Below are 16,726 nucleotides of genomic sequence, written 5' to 3'. Positions count from 1 at the left end.
ACCACGGGTTTCCCACCCAAACAGCCCCGCCCCGCCCTTCCTATGCGCGGGCGCCGCTTAGCATTGAAGGTGCGCACCGCGCAACTTGTACGCTCCGGGGTGTTCGCCACTTAGAAGGGAGGCAAATGCCTAGGGCAAGCCGAAGCCCGGGTGGACCCACAGAAAGGGGCTTGTGTTTCGATGTTCATCTAAATAGATGATTGTCGAAACATGACTCGCTCCTCCCGCAGCCCCTTCGAGGCCCTCGCCGACCCGAACCGCCGCGCCATCCTCCGGCTGCTGCGCCAGGGCTCGCTCACCGCCGGTGAGATCGCCGTCGCCTTCGAGCTGACCCGTCCCACCCTGTCCCACCACTTCAAGGTGCTCGAGGGCGCTGGGCTGGTGCGCTCGGAGAAGCGCGGCACCCATGTCGTCTACACGCTGCAGACCAATGTCCTCGAGGACCTGGCCTCGGAGTTGATGGAGCTGACGGCCACGGTGAAGGCTTCCACCCAAAAGAAGGGCAAGGCATGAAATCCCCCCGCTTCAACCACGCGGACCTGGCCAGCCTAGGGCTCGCCGCCCTGGGCCTGGGACTCTCCGCCCTCCTCTACCCCCGTCTCCCCGAGCAGGTGCCCGTGCACTTCAACTGGCAGGGTGTCCCTGACGGGTGGATTCCACGCACCCGGGGTGCCTTCCTCCTGCCCGTGCTCGCGTTCGTGAACTGGGTGTTGCTGCGCCACAGCGGCCCCCTGCTCCCGGCCCGCCTTCGCGCCGCGCTCGCCCGCTCGCCCATGGATGTGGTGGCCCTGCGCAACGCGGCCCTGCTCACCGCCCTGCACCTCATCATGCTGCACGTGGCCCTCGGCCGCGCGGAGGCCGTCGGCACGCCGCTCGCGCTCGTGTGCGGCGTTTCTTGGCTCCTCTCGGGGCAGCTCATCCCCCGACTCCGCCGCAACCCCTTCGCCGGCTTCCGCAACCCCTGGGCCCTGAGCTCGGACGAGGTGTGGCAGCGCACCCAGCGCTTCGGCGGCTACAGCCTGACGCTCGGCGGGCTCGCCACCCTGGGCCTCGCGCCCTTCTCCACTCCCGCCGCCCTCGGGGCCCTCCTCGTGTCCGGCATCGCGCCGGCTGTCTACTCCTTCCTCCTCTCCACCTCCTCGCCCGCGCGCGAGCGCTAACCGCCCGGAGCCCACGTCATGGATACCGCCACGCCTTCGCGGATCGATACGCGCGGCATCACCGCCTTCGTGGCCATCGCCTACGGCTTCTCCTGGCTCTGCGTCCTCGCCTACGTGCTGGGCTTCGGCACCCAGCCCGAGCAGTCGCCCATCGCGTTCCGAGTCGTCGCCGCCCTCTCCATGTTCGGCCCCACCGTGGCCACCTTCCTCGTCGCCCGCCGGGTGTCGCCCCTGCCCTCCCTCAAGGCAGACACGGGGCTGGGGCTCGGCCAGCACCGGCTGCGCTTCCTCCTCCTCGCGGTGCTGGGCACCCCCGTGGTGGTGCTCGGGGCCCTGCTCCTCTCCGCCGTCTTCTACCCCGGCGCCATGGATCTCTCCGGGCTCTCCGGCCTGCGCGCCCAGCTCGCGCAGCTGCCCCCCGAGGCCACCCAGGCCATCGACAAACTCGGCGGACCCCAAGTCCTCCTCGTCATCCAGGTGGTGCAGGCCGCGCTGCTGGGCCCCTTCCTCAACCTCCCCGTCATCTTCGGCGAGGAGTGGGGCTGGCGCGGCTACCTGCTCCCCCGCCTGCTGCCGCTCGGCCAGTGGAGTGCGCTCGTGCTCGGCGGCGTCATCTGGGGCTTGTGGCACGCCCCCCTCATCCTGCTCGGCTACAACTACCCCCAGCACCCCGTGCTCGGCGTCCTCCTCTTCACCGTGGTGTGCGTGTTGCTCTCCATCCTCCTCGGCTGGATGCGGCTGGCCACCGGCAGCATCTGGCCCGCGGTGCTCGCCCACGGCTCCATCAACGCCCTGGCCCCCATCGTCGTCATGCTCGGCTACGCGGAGAAGCCTATCGACACCGCGCTGGTGGGCATGACGGGATGGCCCGGTTGGCTGGTACTCGCCGCGCTCGTGGGCGTGCTGGTGCTCACCCGGCAGCTCCCGGTGCGCGCGCCCGAGGGCGCTCACTTCTCCCAGGCGTAGGCCACCTCCGGGTAGGCGCGTCCGCTGAGTTCGATCGGCTGCTCTCCCACGAGCATCCCCCCGAGCCGCTCATAGAAGCCGCGCGCCGGGGCATTGTCCTTCAGCACCCACAGGACAAAGGGGATGAGCCCGTTCTCCCGCAGCCACTCCGCGCCGCGCTGGAACAGGGCCCGGCCCACGCCCCGCCGCTTCACCTCCTCCACCAGGTAGAGGGCATACAGCTCGCCCCGGTAGCCCGGGAGCGACTCGGGCACCGCCCGGTTCCTCCCCACGGCGCACAGGCCCACGATGCGCCGGGTCTCCGCCTCCACGGCGACGAAAACCGCCGCCCCTGACTCCGCGAGCCCCTGGCGCCACCCCGAGAGCCGCTCCTCGAAGTCGAGCCCCTCGAGGGACTCCCGGGGAAGCAGGTCCCGATAGCTGCTGCGCCAGCTCTGGAGGTGCGCCCGGGTGATGCCCTCGGCGTCCTCGGGGACTGCACGTCGGATGGAGATGTCCACGGCCCATCCTCCACACCGGGCCCCCTACAGGGTCAAGGCCCTCGCTGGAACCGTCTCGCAGGAGGCGGCCAACCTGGCGCCGAGGAGGATGATCGGCACCGCACCCGCCCACCGGGCCCTGCTCGCCGCCAGGTGCTCCCGTTCCCAGCTTGCACGGGGATCCCTTTCCCACACGTCAGGAGGACCGTGGCATGCCCATTCCGTTCCAGATCTCCTCGCCTCGTTTCCAGAATGGAGAGTCCATTCCCATCGCCTACACCGGAGAGGGAGATGACCTGCCCCCGCCTCTGCACTGGCAGGGCGAGCCCCCGGGTACGAGGAGCTTCGCGCTCGTGATGCTGGACCCCGACGCACCCGACCCGCGCAACCCGAGGGCCACCTGGGTGCACTGGGTGCTCTACAACCTGCCGCCCAACATCCACGACATTCCCGACTCCATGCTGCCCGAGAGCCTGCCCGCCGGCGCCCGCCAGGCCCTCAACGACTGGAAGCGGATGGGCTACGGAGGCCCCAATCCGCCCATCGGCCGCCACCGCTACTTCTACCGGCTGTATGCCTTGGACACCGTGCTGCCCGACATGGGGCACGCCACCTGGCAGCAGGTAGAGAAAGCCATAGCCGGCCACGTGCTCGCCCAGACGGAGCTCATGGGCACCTACGAGAAGTTCAACCACTACCAGTGACACCTACCCAGGCAGGCTCGGAAAACTCCCGGGCCCGCTTCCCCCAACCGGTCCAAGGTGCAATCGTGTACTTTGTGACGATGCTCGACGGACTGGGGGGGGCCCCGTACCAGCACCTGGAGACGCTGCCTTTCGCCCTGGCCGTCATCCGCGACGGCCTCATCGTCTACGCGAACCCCGCGCTGCTCGCACTGGTCGGCCGCTCCCGCGAGGAGGTGGTCGGCGGCACGTCCTTCTCGATGCTCTCGACGGACCAGCAGCACCTCGTCGCCGAGCGGCGCGCGAGCCGACTGCGCGGAGATCCGGTCCCGGACACCTACGAGACGGTGATGCGTACCGCCACGGGCGAGCGGCGCGTGGAGCTGTCCATCTCGCTGACGGGGCCGGAGACCTGGGTGCTGGTGCGCGACCTCAGCATGCGCGTGGCCAACCGCCAGTTGCTCCAGCGCGTGGCCACGCTCGGCGCATCGCTGCCCGGCATCCACTCCGAGGAGGAGGTGCTCCGCCGCGTCTTCGAGGGTCTGGCGGAGCTGGAGCTGTCCTACGGCTACCTCGTCCCGGACGGCGAGCGGGTGTGGCTGGGCCATGCCTTCGTGGCCATTGGAACCGCCGCGGGCGAGAAGCGGCTCACCGGCCAGCACCTGGTGGACGTGCCGGGCACCTGGTCCCCCATGCTGGAGCGCGCCTGGCGGGACGGCTCCGCCTATGGAGAGGACTTCGGCTGGGAGGCAGCCCGGTTCGTCGGCCGGGATTGGGCCGAGCCGGTGCGCGCCCACCTGCAGCGCGTGGGGCCCCTGCGCTCTATCTGCGTGCGCATCGACATGGAGGGCAGGCCCCGAGCGCTGCTGACGGTGGCCACGGACTGGCTCCGGGAGGAGGAGCTGCCGCCGCTGCGCCTCTTCGCCGCACAGGTGTCCGCCGCCCTGGAGTCCGCGCACACCATCTCCCGACTGTCCAACCGCAACACCGCGCTCGCCGCACTCAGCCGGCTGGCCGCGGTGGCCGCCACCGCTCCAGAGCCGCGCGACTTCTTCGAGCCGGGCACGGAGGAGATCATCGGGCTGCTGCGCTGCGCCTCGGTGATCCTCATGCTGCGCTCCGAGGACAACGAGGAGCTGGAGCTGGTCTGGTCCCACGGCACCACCGAGGCGTCAGTGGCGCCCTTCCAGCGGCTTCCCATCCGCGGGAGCCTGGTGGGCAGTGTGGTGGAGCTGGGCTTCCCCCTGGTGCTGCAGGTCGATGACTTCCCCGAGACCGTGCGGGAGCACCTGCGCGCCCACGGACGCACCACCCTGGCCATGGTGCCCCTCCAGGTGCGCTCGCGCATGGTGGGCGCGCTCATCGTCACCTTCAGCCAGCACCGCCTGCTGTCCGCCCTGGAGCTCGAGACATTCCAGGCCATGGGCGCCCACTTCGCCGCCGCCATCGAGTCCCACCGGCTCCTCCAGGATGTGCGCGGGCGCGCCGAGGAGCTCGCCCGCCTCCACACGGAGCTCAAGCACGCACAGCAACAGGTGGTGGAGCACGAGCGGCTGGCCGCGCTCGGCGAGCTGTCCGCCGTGGTGGCCCACGAGGTGCGCAACCCCCTGGGCGCCATCTTCAACGCCGTGGCCACCTTGCGCCGCTACGTCCCGGGCACCGGCCCCGCACACACCTTGATGGGCATCCTCGAGGAGGAGGCCAACCGCCTCAACCGGCTCGTGGATGACCTGCTCGACTTCGCCCGCCCCACCTCTCCCCAACCCCACCCCATCCCGCTGGCGCGCCTGCTGGAGGAGGCCGTGCGCACCGCGACGAGTGGCCAGCCCCGCGTGCACGTGGAGTGGGCGTTGGAGCCAGACGTCCCTCCCGTCCCGGTGGACGAGCGGATGATGCGGCAGGCCTTCCTCAACCTCGCCCTCAACGCCGTGCAGGCCATGCCCCACGGCGGCACGTTGCGCATCTCCGCCCGCCGCTATCACGAGTACCCCGGCGCCCTCATCGAGTTCACCGACACCGGCCCTGGCATTCCCCCCGAGCTGCGCGAGCGCCTCTTCAAACCCTTCTTCACCACCAAGGCCACGGGCACCGGCCTGGGGCTCGCCATCGTCCAGCGCACCCTGGATGCCCACTCGGGCCACATCCGCATCGAGAGCCCTCCCGGCGGCGGCACGACCTTCCAGTTGGTGCTGCCACTCGGAGTTGACGCCCCGGCCACCCAGGTAGGCTAGGCACGGAAGCCACAGAGGGCTCGCCCCCCCGCCCGCCCTCTGAACAGCTGCCCTACCGTCCCCTGACATGTCTGGTATTGCACCATCCAGGCTCCGTCAGGAATCACTTTCAATCCTTTGTCAAGGAAGTGTTCCGGGGGTCCCTGGTCATCCGAGAAGAGCAGAGGTAGAACGGCTGGACCCCCAGGTATCGTTCTGCAGCTCGGTGTGGCCGGCGTCTCGTCTCGCGGCCTGGGCGGAGTGCCTCGCGGAGCCGGACCACCCCCCGAGCCCCATCCCGTCCTTCGGGAGGTGTCCTGATGCGTCGTCTGCTTGCAGCAAGTGTCGCAGTGTCCGCGCTGGCGTTGGCGGGAAGCGCCCACGCCGAAGGAGAGTGTGGCTCGACGTCCGCGGGTTGGAACGCGCCCAATGGCGCGGTGGTGTTCGACCGAGGCCCTGGCCCCATCCGCGATGTGCTGGACGCCGTCGGCGAGTACCGCACGCACTCGATGCTCTCACACGGCCCCGGCGCCAGCGTGACTCACGCCACCATGAACACGCCGTCACAGGCGAGCTGGCCCGGCGTGTGTACCAAGCCGATGCAAGGCAATGACCTCCGCTACGGCTACCCGGGCCTGCAGCAGGTCAACCAGGGCGGCATCTACATGTACATGTATGGGAACGGCGTCGGCCCCGAGTGGACGGGCTGGCAGCAGGGAGACCCCGCCCAGGCGGCGCTGATCGGCGACTCCATCTGGTACAACCACCCCTTCGTCACCGACGTGTCCAGGCACGACGGGGGTCAGACCATCGACCGGCCGGTGCGCAACGGCTACCGCGTCAACTACTCGCTCTTCCAGTACCGGGACCTGCAGTCCGCCCACCAGACGCCCGGCGACGCGGTGAACAGCGGCATGGTGTGCTCCACCTTCATGGCCTACGCGCACAGCTACGCGGGCCGTGGCGTGGTGACGCCGTACACGTACTCGCACGCGCAGATCGCCAACGCGTCCAACTCGCTCTACACGGGCGTCTACAACCAGTGCAAACAGTCGCTGGGCTGGTTCACCAACGCGCTGCTCACCGTCGCCTGCCCCTTCTACAACGTGTGCGGCAACGCCGGTAACCAGGTGGCCAACTGCATGTCCGCCAACATGTGCGACTCCTCCGACAGCCGCTACTGGAAGAGCGTGCGCGATGATCCCAATGCCACCGCTCGCTCCATCAGCCCGGACCGTGTCGGCGGCTGGGGCGTGCACCCCATCAACAACACCACCTGGGGCCCGGACTACTCGCACCAGCTGCAGTGGAACTCGGGCGGCAACGTCTACGGCTGCTGGCAATAACCCACCCCGCTTCACCTGACGCACCCCCACCCGGAGAGAGGAGCCCACGCGATGACGTCGACCCCCGAGAACCGTCCCCAGCGGCCCTGGCGATGGGTGCTCATGCTTGCACTGCTCGCCCTCGGGGGAATCGTGGGCTGGCTCCTCTCCCGGCAACCTCCGGCTCCTGAGGCCGCGGTGGTGGCCCAGGCGCCCCGCACGCGCGCCCAGGAGGGCTCCGCCACGGATGCGCCGCCGATGCTCGCCGCGCAGAAGACGCCCGAGCCCGAGCAGCCCGCCGCCAACGAGCCCGCGCCTCCCATCGTGGATGAGGTGCTCGTGGAGAAGCAGGAGGTGTGCTCGGGCGAGGACAACCTCATCACCGTGCGCGCCCACACCCCGGATGGCAACGACGCCTACCTGCACTACAAGGTCGGCGATGGCACCGGCCAGCGCATCCCCGTGCGCGTCTGGCGCAACGACGCGGACGGCTCCTACGAGCTTCCGCAAGTCACCGTCTTCACCAAGAACAACGTGTCCGTCACCGTGCCCGTCCCTCCCTTCCAGGTGAAGGAGTGCGAGCCCGAGCGGCTCGTGCACGTGATGTCGCGCCGACAGCCCAACTCCGAGGATGATTTCGAGTTCTTCGCCAAGGTGGTGGAGCGCCCCGCCCAGCCCGGACAGCCCGCCCCCAAGCCCTTCGTCCCCGTGCGCTACGTGTGGACCTTCGACAACGAGGCCTCGGAGACCACCACCAGCCCCATCGTCTCGCACACCCTGCTGAGCAACCTGGGCGCCGAGAGCATGTACACGCAGCACCTCGTACGCGTAGAGGTTTATGACGCCTCCGGCCGCAAGGAGACGGGCCGCTCCTCCCTCCAGGTGCTCAACACCTCCTTCGAGAACTTCGACAAGAAGGGGATTGTCACCCTCCTCGCCGTGGGCACGCCGCGCTTCCCCGTGCTCGACTCGGACGGGGTGGTGCGGCAGACCTTCCGTCTCTACCACCGCTTCCGCGGGCCCGTGCGCATCACGAAGGTCACCACCATCCGCGCCTTCCGCGGCTCCGAGGAAGGCCCCCCTCCCCCCGAGCAGGTGGACGTCGCGTCGCTCCCCGTGAGCGAAGTGCCCGAAGGCAAGGGCACCGAGGTGAAGGTCTCCTTCGACACCAACGCCGAGCCCGAGGTCTTCGCCATCACCTACTCGCTGGAGGGCGTCAGCGCCGAGGGCCACCCCGCTCGCGGCACCTTCTCCGTCATGCGGCCACCTCCCCGGCCCACCAAGGAGAACAGCAACCCTGTCAGCGACCCTGTCCTGCTCGCTAAAATCAAGCGCGCGCGCGAGCTCCTCAAGCAGGAGTACGTCACCGATGAGGACATCTTCCGCCTGGAGCGCGAGGGGAAGTTCGCCGACTTGAAGGTGGATGCCTCCCAGAAGCCCTCCGGTACTGTTGCTCCCGCCGGGGGCACGCTGAACGGGCGCCCTCGCAATCCAGCGAGTGGTTCGGGGCGGTAGCTCGGGACGGTAGCTCGGGGCCCTGCTCGGTGACGGGTACCCTCACCCCGACCCTCTCCCGAAGGGAGAGGGAGGGAGGGAGGGAGTACGATGGCATGCCGGGGGCGAACAGGCCATGCTCTGCCCCGGAGGTTGTTTATGTCCCTCTTCGATGCCGTGACCGCCGGTGACCTCGCCCGCGTGGAGGCGCTGCTCTCCAGCGGCGCGGACCCCAATCCCTTCGACTCCGAAGGTCGTACCCCTCTCATGGTCGCCGCCGAAAACGGCCATGAGGCCCTCGTGCGAACCCTGCTCGCCGCCGGCGCCGATCCCATCCTCACCGACCGCATGAGCGAGTCCGCCCTCATCAAGGCCGCCGCTCATGGTCACGGCCGCGTCGCCGCCCTCCTCTACCCCCACGCCTCCGAGGAGGATCAGGCCATGGCTCGCACCCTGCTCCAGGTGGGCACCGACTTCTTCAAGCTCCCGCGCGAGCAGCCCCAGCCCCCCGACGACTTCCGCCGCAAGCTCGCCTCCGCGGGCGCCTATATCGCCGGCAAGCTCGGCGACAACTCGCCCACCGAGCGCCTCGAGCGCCTGCACCGCGCGGAGAAGAACTCCAAGAAGTCCTGAGGGCCTCGCCAGGAATTCGTGCGGAATCCGCCCCCTCCGTCTGGGTTCCGACAGCCCATCCGCCAGCTGGTGAACATCCGAACTGGCCGGTTTCGGGCGAGTCCTGTGACTCCGTGTCACCATTCAACCCGTCCAGTGCGGCCCTGTGGGTCGCCTGGTGCCACTCAGGCCTCCTGTAGGGGCCTCACGACCGGGGGGACGTGCATGATGCTTGCGGATGAGCGTGTGGTGTTTGGCAACACCTTCGACGGCCTCTTCCGGATTGCTCTCGAAGGAAGGCTCTCCACAGGCGCCCGGAGCGCGCTCAAACGCATGGGGCTGCACATCGACCAGCAACCCCTCCCCTTCTACCCGGCGTCTGTCTGGCGCCCCTCCCTCGACATCGTCGTGAAAGATCTCTTCCCGGACCTGCACCTGGAAGAGGCCTACCGCCGACTCGGCCAGAAGATGGTGACCGACGTCAGCGAGACGGTCCTCGGTCGCGGCATGCTCGCGGTGGGTCGCGCCCTCGGGCCACGCCGCCTGCTGATGCGGATGAATCACAACTTCCGCAATGCCGACAACTACGTGCAAATGCAGCTCACCGAGCTGGCCCCCACCGCGTACGAAGTGCTCATCAACGAGACGCTCGGCATGCCCTCGTACTACCAGGGCATCATCGAGGCGGCGCTCAGAGCTGCTGGTGCCCGAGAGCCCCACGTCCAGCGCATGAGCATACAGGGCAGCAGCTGTACGTACCGCGTCGAGTGGCGCTCGTAGCCCTGTCAGAACTGGTTGGCGCGCGCCTGCTCGAAGGGGACGCGGTGCTTCATGTACGTCTCCTGGAAGTTGTGGTTGGCGACGACGTTGAGGCCCCCGTCGCCGAAGCGGTGCACCACCGCCCCCTTGCCCGCGTCCTTCAGGAACTTCAGCGGGTCCACGCTACCGCCCAGGCCGGTGAGCGTGGGCACCAGGTCCCGGTTGTTGATGTAGTGCACGTACTTGGGTCCATCCGGGTACTTGGTCGAGGCCGCCCCGAAGGTCTCCACGTTCAGCTTGCTCATCAGCTTCTCCGTGTCGGCCTTGGACAACCCATCTTCGATGCGCAGCCTGCGCTGCACGTCGAAGAGCGCCCGGGCGGTGATGAGCCCCCCCTGGCTGTAGCCCATCAGGTGCACCTCACGGCCGGCCTTCAGCTCCGCGTAGACGGTGTCCGCCAGCGTGTCCACGGCCGGGTTGGTGCCCTTGTCCAGCTTGTCCTTCACGCACTGGGCCAGGTCCGTGATGACGCCCTCGGTGGAGTTGTGGATGCCGATCGCCTTGGCGTTCGCCTTGTCGGCAATGGCCTGGAGGTCGCTGGACTGCGCCTCCTTGGGCGTCAGGATGCCGTTGACGTAGATGATGGTCTTGTCCGGATTGGGGTTGTTGCGCGGCGTGACGCCCGGAATCTGGCTCAGCGGCGTGCCCGGCGGGAACGTCTGGCCCCCGGCCCCCACGAACTGGCCGTCATGCACCTTGTCCGACGGCTTGCCGCCACCGAACAGGCTCACCGACACCTGACGCGCGGGTCCGGCCTCGAAGGTGTCCACCTGCTTCGCCACCTTCGCGCCCTCGGCCACCGTGTTCTTCACGGTGTTCGCCGCCGTTCCGACAGGCTGCTGGGCCTTCTCCGCGGTCTGGCGACCCACCTGGGAAAGCGGGTTTCGGTTGCGGTCGATGGCGGTCATGGGGGGCTCCTGCGTTATTCCGTGAGAAATCCGTTGTTCCATTTTCTCACGGAGCAGTGCGGAAGTTGCGGACCCCCCCATTTTTCAGCCCGGTGGGCAGATACGCTGCCTGGACCCCCCCCTCCACCCGTTTCACCCTCAACCAGAAGGACGAGGAATCCATGAACGCGAAGCGTCTGCTGTCGTCGGCGTTGCTCCTGGCAGGACTGTTGGCCGTGACGGCCTGCGGCAAGGCGGAGATCGGCGAGGAGTGTGATGAGACGGGCAGCACCGACGAGTGCGTCGAGGGTGGCATCTGCGACACCCTCGGCGGTGACACCACCGGCCTGCAGTGCCTGAAGATCTGTACCCAGGACTCGGACTGCCCCGCCACCCAGGCGTGCACCGGCGTCAGCGGCAGCAACCAGAAGGCCTGCCACAACAAGTAGACAGTGGCCGTCTCCCTCTCGCCAGGTCCGCCCTTAGGGCGAGTGAGCTCCGCCAGCGCGTCCGCCTCACTCCTCGAGGAGGTTGATCGTGAGGATCAGGGGCCGGTCGGGCGACACATCGATGCTCTTCGTCACCGTCTTCGCGAGGGTCTTGTTGACGAACTTCACGGTGTACGTCCCCGCCGGCAACTCCATCGGCGGAATGGGCGTGTCACCCAGCACCTGGCCGCTCAAGAAGACGGTGGCAGAGGGCCGGACGCGAAACTCGACCATCCCCCTGAAGGAGGACCTGGAAGTGACCTTGGTCTGACGCTTGGGCTTCGCGACCTGGGGAGTTGGGGTCGTCGGCTGAGAGGGAGAAGTTCCCGGCGCTGCCGGTGCCGTCTGAGGCCCGGCCGCGGAAGCGCCGTTCGGATTGCCCTGAGCCAGAGGTGAGGCGGGAGGCGTGGTCGATGGCGACGTCGCTGGGGCGGAGGGAGGTGGCACGCTCTGGGCCACGGGCGGCGATTGCTGGGGCTCAGCCCTGGAGGCGTCACTCACCCGCGAAACCGGTCCGTGGCCTCGACGAGTGCGGCGGCGATGCCCGGCTCATACGCCGAGTGCCCCGCGTTCGGGATGATCTTCAGCTCCGCCTCGGGCCAGGCCTTGTGCAGAGCCCAGGCGCTCTCCACGGGGCACGGCACGTCATAGCGACCCTGAACGATGACGCCTGGGATGTGGCGAATGCGCGGCACATCCTCCAAGAGCTGGGTCCGGCTGCGCAGGAAGGCGCCGTTGACGAAGTAGTGGGACTCGATACGCGCGAAGGCGAGTGAGAACGCGTCCTCGCCAAAGTGTGCGACGACATCCGGGTTGGGCAGGAGAAAGCTCGTGCGCGCCTCCCAGACGCTCCAGGCTCGCGCCGCCTCCTGCCGCACCCGTGCGTCCTCGCTCATCAACCGCCGGTGATAGGCGTGGAGCAGGTCTCCCCGCTCCTCGGGAGGAATGGGCGCGAGGAAGTCCTCCCACGCGTCCGGGTAAAGGGCGTGCGCGCCGTGTTGGTAGAACCAGTGAATCTCCTGCTCGCGCAACAGGAAGATGCCGCGCAACACCAGCTCGGAGACACGCTCCGGGTGCTTCTGCGCGTAGGCGAGCGAGAGCGTGCTGCCCCACGAGCCGCCGAAGACCTGCCACCGCTCGATGCCCAAGTGGCGGCGCAGCGTCTCCATGTCCTCTACCAGGTGCCAGGTGGTGTTCTCCTCCACACAGGCGTGCGGCGTGCTCTTCCCACAGCCGCGCTGGTCAAACAGGACGATGCGGTACGCCGCAGGATCGAAGAACCGCCGTTGCTTGGGATCCGTGCCGCTCCCAGGGCCTCCATGGACGAAGACGACCGGCTTGCCCTTCGGATTGCCGGACTCCTCGAAGTACACCTCGTGAAGCGCGGAGACGCGCAGACGGCCGGTGTTGTAGGGCTCGATCGGCGGATAGAGGGTGCGAGGCGTGGCCTGGGACATGGGCATCGCCTTAGTGAAAGCCCTCTGGGAGTGCAAGCGAGCGAGCAGTCGTCCCTCCCTCTGGTCGGAGTCAAGCCCTCGTCTGGTGGCCCGCCCCACCTTGGCGTTTGAAGGTGTCAGACACACCTTCATCGAGCTTCACTCCCCGTCCGCTTTCCCAGACGAGGACGGAAGGAGAGCGACAATGGAACGCAGCCCACCGACCAGATCGCAGGCGATGGACGCTGCTCTCGTACTTGAGCCCGAGACGTCCATCCCTCCCCGCTCCCTTTCCCTGAGGCAGTTCATCCTACGGTTGCGCGAGGCCTATACCCGCGGCGGCTACCCGGCCATCGAGGAGGTGCTCCGGCAGGGCAACCTGCACCGGCGCGCGGTGGAACCCTATGCCCTGCTCCAGGAGGGGCGGTACACGCGCACGCTCGTGTACCGGGACGAGGACCTGGAGGTGCTCGTGCTGGGCTGGGGCCGCAACGCGCGCGCGCCCGTGCACGGGCATGACGGCCAGGAGTGTTTCCTGATGACCGTGGCCGGGGAGCTCGAGGTGGCCGACTACCGCCTGGTGGCCGGAGGCCAAGAGCCTGGATACGCGCTCGTCGAGCGCATGGGCCCTCGCCGCACGCTGCTGCCCGGCGCCATGGATCACCGCAACCCTGACGCGGAGCTGCACTCGGTGCGCACCGGCGCGCGCAGTGGCTTCGCCATTTCCCTGCACATCTATTCCCGTCCCATCGACTCCTGTTTGGTCTACGACCTCCGCCGCTCCAGTTGCGAGCTGCGCCAACTCCGTTACGACCGTGTGATGCGCCTCGCCGACCCGACCCCCTCGTCCTCTTCCAAGTCAGCGCCGGCCAGGCAGCGCTCCGGACGCTTCTCCCGCCTCTGGCGCACCCTCTTCCGGCGCGTGCAGGAGGTCAAAGAGACGGTGAAGGAGACGTTGGTGCCCGCCCTCGTGGCAGAGGACGCGGCGAAGATCGCCGTCAAACGGGTAGAGCACCGCTACGCCAATAAGGTGGTAGCGCTCCAGGACGTCAACCTCAACATCCGCTCCGGTGAGTTCGTGTGTCTGCTGGGGCCCTCGGGCTGCGGCAAGTCCACGCTGCTGTACGCGCTGGCGGGCCACATCGCGCCCACGGGTGGGCAGGTGCGCATCGACGGCAAGACCATCACCGGACCGGGGCCGGACCGGCTGCTCATGTTCCAAGAGGCGGCGCTCTTCCCGTGGCTCACGGTGCGGCAGAACATCGAGTTCGTGCTCGCCGCCCGGGGCCTCTCCAAGGCCGAGCGCTCCGAGCGCGCGCGCCGCTACATCCACTACGTGCAGCTGGCTGGCTTCGAGAACACGCTGCCGCACGAGCTGTCGGGCGGAATGAAGATGCGCACGGCGCTCGCGCGGGCGCTGGCGGTGGACTCGCCGGTGCTGTTGATGGACGAGCCCTTCGGCTCGCTGGACGCGCAGACGCGCCTGCACATGCACGTGCTGCTGCAGCGCGTCTGGACGGAGACACACAAGACGATCGTCTTCGTCACGCATGACGTCACGGAGGCGCTGATGCTCGCCAACCGGGTGGTGGTGATGGCGCCCCGGCCTGGCCGCATCCTGAAGGACCTCGAGGTGAGGCTGCCCATGCCCCGAGGCCCCGACGACGTGGCGCTGGTGGGGCTGGCCCGGCAAATCCGCGCCATGCTCCATGAGAGCGAGTCCATGGACGCAGCCGGGCCTGGCAGCAGGGAAGGACGAGGGACGAACCATGAAGGCGTGGCACCTGGGTCAGAAGCTGCTGTTCTTCGCGGGGCTCCTGGCGGTGTGGGCACTACTCGCCCGGTTCGGGCCCTGGCCCCACCACCTGTTCCCGGGTCCGAAGGCAGTCACTGAGAGCCTGTTCGCCATGGCGCGCGATGGGCGGCTGTGGGACGCCCTCGTGCGCTCCATGGGACGGCTCGCGCAGGGCTATGCCCTCTCCGTGTTCATCGGCGTGCCGCTCGGCATCATCATGGGACGGATGAGGCCCGTGCGCCGCTTGCTGCGCCCGCTGGTGGTGGGCCTGCAGGCCCTGCCTTCCATCTGCTGGCTGCCACTGGCGCTGCTGTGGTTCGGCCTCACGGAGACGTCCATCATCTTCGTGGTGGTGATGGGCTCGGTGCTGGCTATCGCCATCGCGGTGGAGGACGGCGTCATGAGTGTCGACCCCCTGCTCCTGCGCGTGTCCTCCACGTACGGCATCCGCGGGGCGCGCTTCCATGCGGGCGTGCTGCTGCCAGCGGCGCTGCCCGGCATCGTCACCGGGCTCAAGCTGGGGTGGAGCTTCGCCTGGAGGGCCCTCATGGCCGGCGAGCTGCTGTACGTCTCCGGAGGCCTGGGCCAGCTGCTCACCATGGGCCGCGAGCTGATGGAGATTCCGCAGGTGATGGCGGTGATGGTCTGCATCATCGCCGTGGGCACCTTTATCGACCGCGTCCTCTTCCAGACGGTGGAGCTGCGCGTGCGCCGCCGCTGGGGATTGGTGCCCGGCTGACGAACATTCCTGACTCCAGTCCATTGCGGCGGGCCCCGACCCGCACCACTCTCGGTGACATATGCGTTTCGGATTGCTCGTGGTGGGTGTGGCCGCCGTGTGTCTGGCGGTGGGTGGGTGCAAGAAGGAACAGGGCGGAGAGCAGGGGGCGACGAAGCAAGGCGCCACGGAGCAGCGCCCGCTCCGGGTGGGCTTCTTTCCCAACATCACCCATGCCCAGGCGCTGGTAGGCAACGGCACGGGCGCCTTCCAACAGGCCGTGCCCGGCATTGAGCTGAAGATGTTCAACGCGGGGCCCGCGGCCATGGAGGCGCTCTCCTCGGGCTCGCTGGATGCCTCGTACGTGGGCACCGGGCCGGCCATCAACACCTTCCTCAAGGCAGGGCGGGAGCTGCGCATCATCGCCGCGGTGGTGGACGGTGGCGCGGTGCTGGTGACGAAGACGGCGCGCTCCCCGGCGGAGCTCAAGGGCAAGACGCTCGGCACCCCGCAGCTGGGCAACACCCAGGACATCGCGCTGCGACACTGGCTCGGTCAGCAGGGCTTGAAGGTGGGCCAGGACGTCACCGTCACCCCGCTGTCCAACCCGGACATCCTCGGCCTCTTCCTGAATGGAAAAATCGAAGGCGCCTGGGTGCCCGAGCCGTGGGGCGCGCGCATGGTGGCCGAGGGCGGTGGTCACATCCTCGTGGACGAGCGCGACCTGTGGCCGCAGCGGCGCTTCCACACCACGGTGCTCGTCACCACCGCCAAGACGCTGAAGGAGCGGCCCGAGCAACTCAAGAAGCTGCTGCGCGCCCACGTGGAGCTCACCCGGCAATGGCAGCAGCAACCCGACGCCTTCCTCTCGCGCGTCAATGAGGCCTTCGGCAAGGTGACCGGGCACCCCATCTCCGAGCCCATCCTGAAGGACTCCTTCTCCCGCCTGGAGCCCGCCCTCGAGGTGATGCCCGAGCAACTCCAGCAGGCCGCGCAGCACGCGCAACAGCTCGGCTTCATCTCCAGCTCCGACCTGTCGGGGATGGTGGACACCTCGCTGCTCAAGGAGGTGATGGGTCAGGACGCGGGGCCCTGAGAGTCGTTGGGGCTCATAGCAGGGCCCGAGGGGAGCGGTCTTCCCCTCGGGACAGGCGTGGGCGCATGCTTGAGCGGAACGCGCCATGTCCTCCGCATCCAGCTTCCACTTCGACGACTCGCTCTGGCCCCTGCTCATCATCCGCGTCCCCAAGGGGCCAACCCCGAGGGAGCTGGAGGCATACCTCGCGAAGCGGCTCGACTACATGAAGCGCCGCGAACAGCACGTCATCCTCTATGACACGCGAGCGATAGGCGTGCCGTCGAACACGTTGAACCAGCGGCACCTGGAGTGGCTGCGGGAGCACGACATGCTCATCCGGGAGACGCTGATAGGCAGCTCCATCATCATCACCTCGCCCCTCATGCGGCTGACGGCAAGCACCCTCCTGCACTTCAAGCCGCCGACCATGCCGTACTACATCTCCGCGTCCCTGACGGATGCCGTGCGGTGGGCGGCGGACCTGCTCCAGAAGGCGGGACACCCCATCCCGGCCCATCGCATCCACCAGCACATGGGCTCCGTCCCGCCAACCGGGACGTAGAGCGGCCTCACTCG

General features: G+C 68.4%; 18 protein-coding genes. 14 read left to right on the top strand and 4 right to left on the bottom strand.

Going from position 1 to position 16,726, the window contains the following annotated elements; all coding sequences use genetic code 11:
* Positions 1-210: 210 nt before the first annotated feature.
* From F0U60_RS03955 to F0U60_RS03945, 3 genes are read left to right on the top strand one after another with little or no spacing between them, the layout of a single operon-like run.
* On the top strand, positions 211-513 hold the full coding sequence (locus tag F0U60_RS03955) for an autorepressor SdpR family transcription factor (RefSeq protein WP_395814099.1): 303 nt from the start codon (positions 211-213) through the stop codon (positions 511-513).
* Entirely contained in the window at positions 510-1,160 is a 651-nt protein-coding gene (locus F0U60_RS03950) for a DUF1648 domain-containing protein (protein WP_395814097.1), read from the top strand. Before F0U60_RS03955 ends, F0U60_RS03950 begins: the two co-directional genes overlap by 4 nt.
* Positions 1,161-1,178: 18 nt before the next feature.
* Positions 1,179-2,126, top strand: a complete 948-nt coding sequence (locus tag F0U60_RS03945; RefSeq protein ID WP_395814095.1) for a lysostaphin resistance A-like protein — start codon at positions 1,179-1,181, stop codon at positions 2,124-2,126.
* On the opposite strand, the gene F0U60_RS03940 is transcribed toward F0U60_RS03945, so the two are convergent.
* A complete protein-coding gene (locus F0U60_RS03940) occupies positions 2,108-2,626 on the bottom strand; it encodes a GNAT family N-acetyltransferase (protein ID WP_395814093.1) in 519 nt (172 codons plus the stop codon). The two genes, F0U60_RS03945 and F0U60_RS03940, sit on opposite strands and share 19 nt — an antisense overlap.
* A gap of 191 nt (positions 2,627-2,817) precedes the next feature.
* Here F0U60_RS03940 and F0U60_RS03935 point away from each other — a divergent pair, with 191 nt between their 5' ends.
* From F0U60_RS03935 to F0U60_RS03910, 6 genes are all read left to right on the top strand, one after another.
* Complete coding sequence (locus F0U60_RS03935) at positions 2,818-3,309, top strand: YbhB/YbcL family Raf kinase inhibitor-like protein (protein WP_395814091.1); 492 nt, start codon at positions 2,818-2,820, stop codon at positions 3,307-3,309.
* A gap of 65 nt (positions 3,310-3,374) precedes the next feature.
* Positions 3,375-5,519, top strand: coding sequence for an ATP-binding protein (locus F0U60_RS03930; RefSeq protein ID WP_395814089.1), 2,145 nt, complete (start codon positions 3,375-3,377; stop codon positions 5,517-5,519).
* Positions 5,520-5,818: 299 nt separating this feature from the next.
* Positions 5,819-6,844 (top strand): hypothetical protein, encoded by a 1,026-nt coding sequence (locus tag F0U60_RS03925; protein ID WP_395814087.1) that lies wholly within the window; start codon positions 5,819-5,821, stop codon positions 6,842-6,844.
* 51 nt (positions 6,845-6,895) lie between these two features.
* On the top strand, positions 6,896-8,338 hold the full coding sequence (locus F0U60_RS03920) for a hypothetical protein (protein WP_395814085.1): 1,443 nt from the start codon (positions 6,896-6,898) through the stop codon (positions 8,336-8,338).
* Positions 8,339-8,476: 138 nt separating this feature from the next.
* Complete coding sequence (locus tag F0U60_RS03915; RefSeq protein WP_395814083.1) at positions 8,477-8,950, top strand: ankyrin repeat domain-containing protein; 474 nt, start codon at positions 8,477-8,479, stop codon at positions 8,948-8,950.
* A 204-nt stretch (positions 8,951-9,154) separates the two neighbouring features.
* Complete coding sequence (locus F0U60_RS03910) at positions 9,155-9,709, top strand: DUF2378 family protein (protein ID WP_395814081.1); 555 nt, start codon at positions 9,155-9,157, stop codon at positions 9,707-9,709.
* 5 nt (positions 9,710-9,714) lie between these two features.
* Here F0U60_RS03910 and F0U60_RS03905 read toward each other — a convergent pair whose 3' ends face one another.
* The gene (locus F0U60_RS03905) at positions 9,715-10,656 is read right to left on the bottom strand and encodes a hypothetical protein (RefSeq protein ID WP_395814079.1); all 942 of its coding nucleotides are present in this window, start codon (positions 10,654-10,656) and stop codon (positions 9,715-9,717) included.
* Positions 10,657-10,817: 161 nt separating this feature from the next.
* On the opposite strand from F0U60_RS03905, the gene F0U60_RS03900 reads away from it, so the two are divergent.
* Positions 10,818-11,084: a hypothetical protein gene (locus F0U60_RS03900; protein ID WP_395814077.1), complete on the top strand. Its 267-nt coding sequence runs from the start codon at positions 10,818-10,820 to the stop codon at positions 11,082-11,084.
* A gap of 66 nt (positions 11,085-11,150) precedes the next feature.
* Here F0U60_RS03900 and F0U60_RS03895 read toward each other — a convergent pair whose 3' ends face one another.
* Entirely contained in the window at positions 11,151-11,357 is a 207-nt protein-coding gene (locus F0U60_RS03895; RefSeq protein ID WP_395814075.1) for a PEGA domain-containing protein, read from the bottom strand.
* Between the two features lie 263 nt (positions 11,358-11,620).
* A complete protein-coding gene (gene pip / locus F0U60_RS03890; protein ID WP_395814073.1) occupies positions 11,621-12,580 on the bottom strand; it encodes a prolyl aminopeptidase in 960 nt (319 codons plus the stop codon).
* 217 nt (positions 12,581-12,797) lie between these two features.
* Between pip and F0U60_RS03885 the strand changes: the two genes are divergently transcribed.
* The 4 genes from F0U60_RS03885 to F0U60_RS03870 all read left to right on the top strand — a co-directional run bounded on the left by F0U60_RS03885 (position 12,798) and on the right by F0U60_RS03870 (position 16,712).
* Positions 12,798-14,453 (top strand): ATP-binding cassette domain-containing protein, encoded by a 1,656-nt coding sequence (locus tag F0U60_RS03885; RefSeq protein ID WP_395814071.1) that lies wholly within the window; start codon positions 12,798-12,800, stop codon positions 14,451-14,453.
* Positions 14,359-15,093 (top strand): ABC transporter permease, encoded by a 735-nt coding sequence (locus tag F0U60_RS03880; protein WP_395825952.1) that lies wholly within the window; start codon positions 14,359-14,361, stop codon positions 15,091-15,093. The genes F0U60_RS03885 and F0U60_RS03880 overlap by 95 nt, the downstream gene beginning before the upstream one ends.
* Before the next feature lie 61 nt (positions 15,094-15,154).
* The gene (locus tag F0U60_RS03875) at positions 15,155-16,168 is read left to right on the top strand and encodes an ABC transporter substrate-binding protein (protein ID WP_395814069.1); all 1,014 of its coding nucleotides are present in this window, start codon (positions 15,155-15,157) and stop codon (positions 16,166-16,168) included.
* Between the two features lie 85 nt (positions 16,169-16,253).
* Positions 16,254-16,712 carry a hypothetical protein gene (locus tag F0U60_RS03870; protein ID WP_395814067.1) on the top strand — a complete coding sequence of 153 codons (459 nt, stop codon included), beginning with the start codon at positions 16,254-16,256 and terminating at the stop codon, positions 16,710-16,712.
* Positions 16,713-16,726 lie beyond the last annotated feature (14 nt).

The sequence above is a fragment of the Archangium minus genome (genome assembly GCF_044360475.1).
In the GTDB taxonomy this organism is placed as follows: Bacteria; Myxococcota; Myxococcia; order Myxococcales; family Myxococcaceae; genus Archangium; species Archangium minus.
The sequence above is the reverse complement of the archived record's forward strand: the minus strand, read 5'-3'. Positions and strand labels throughout refer to the sequence as shown.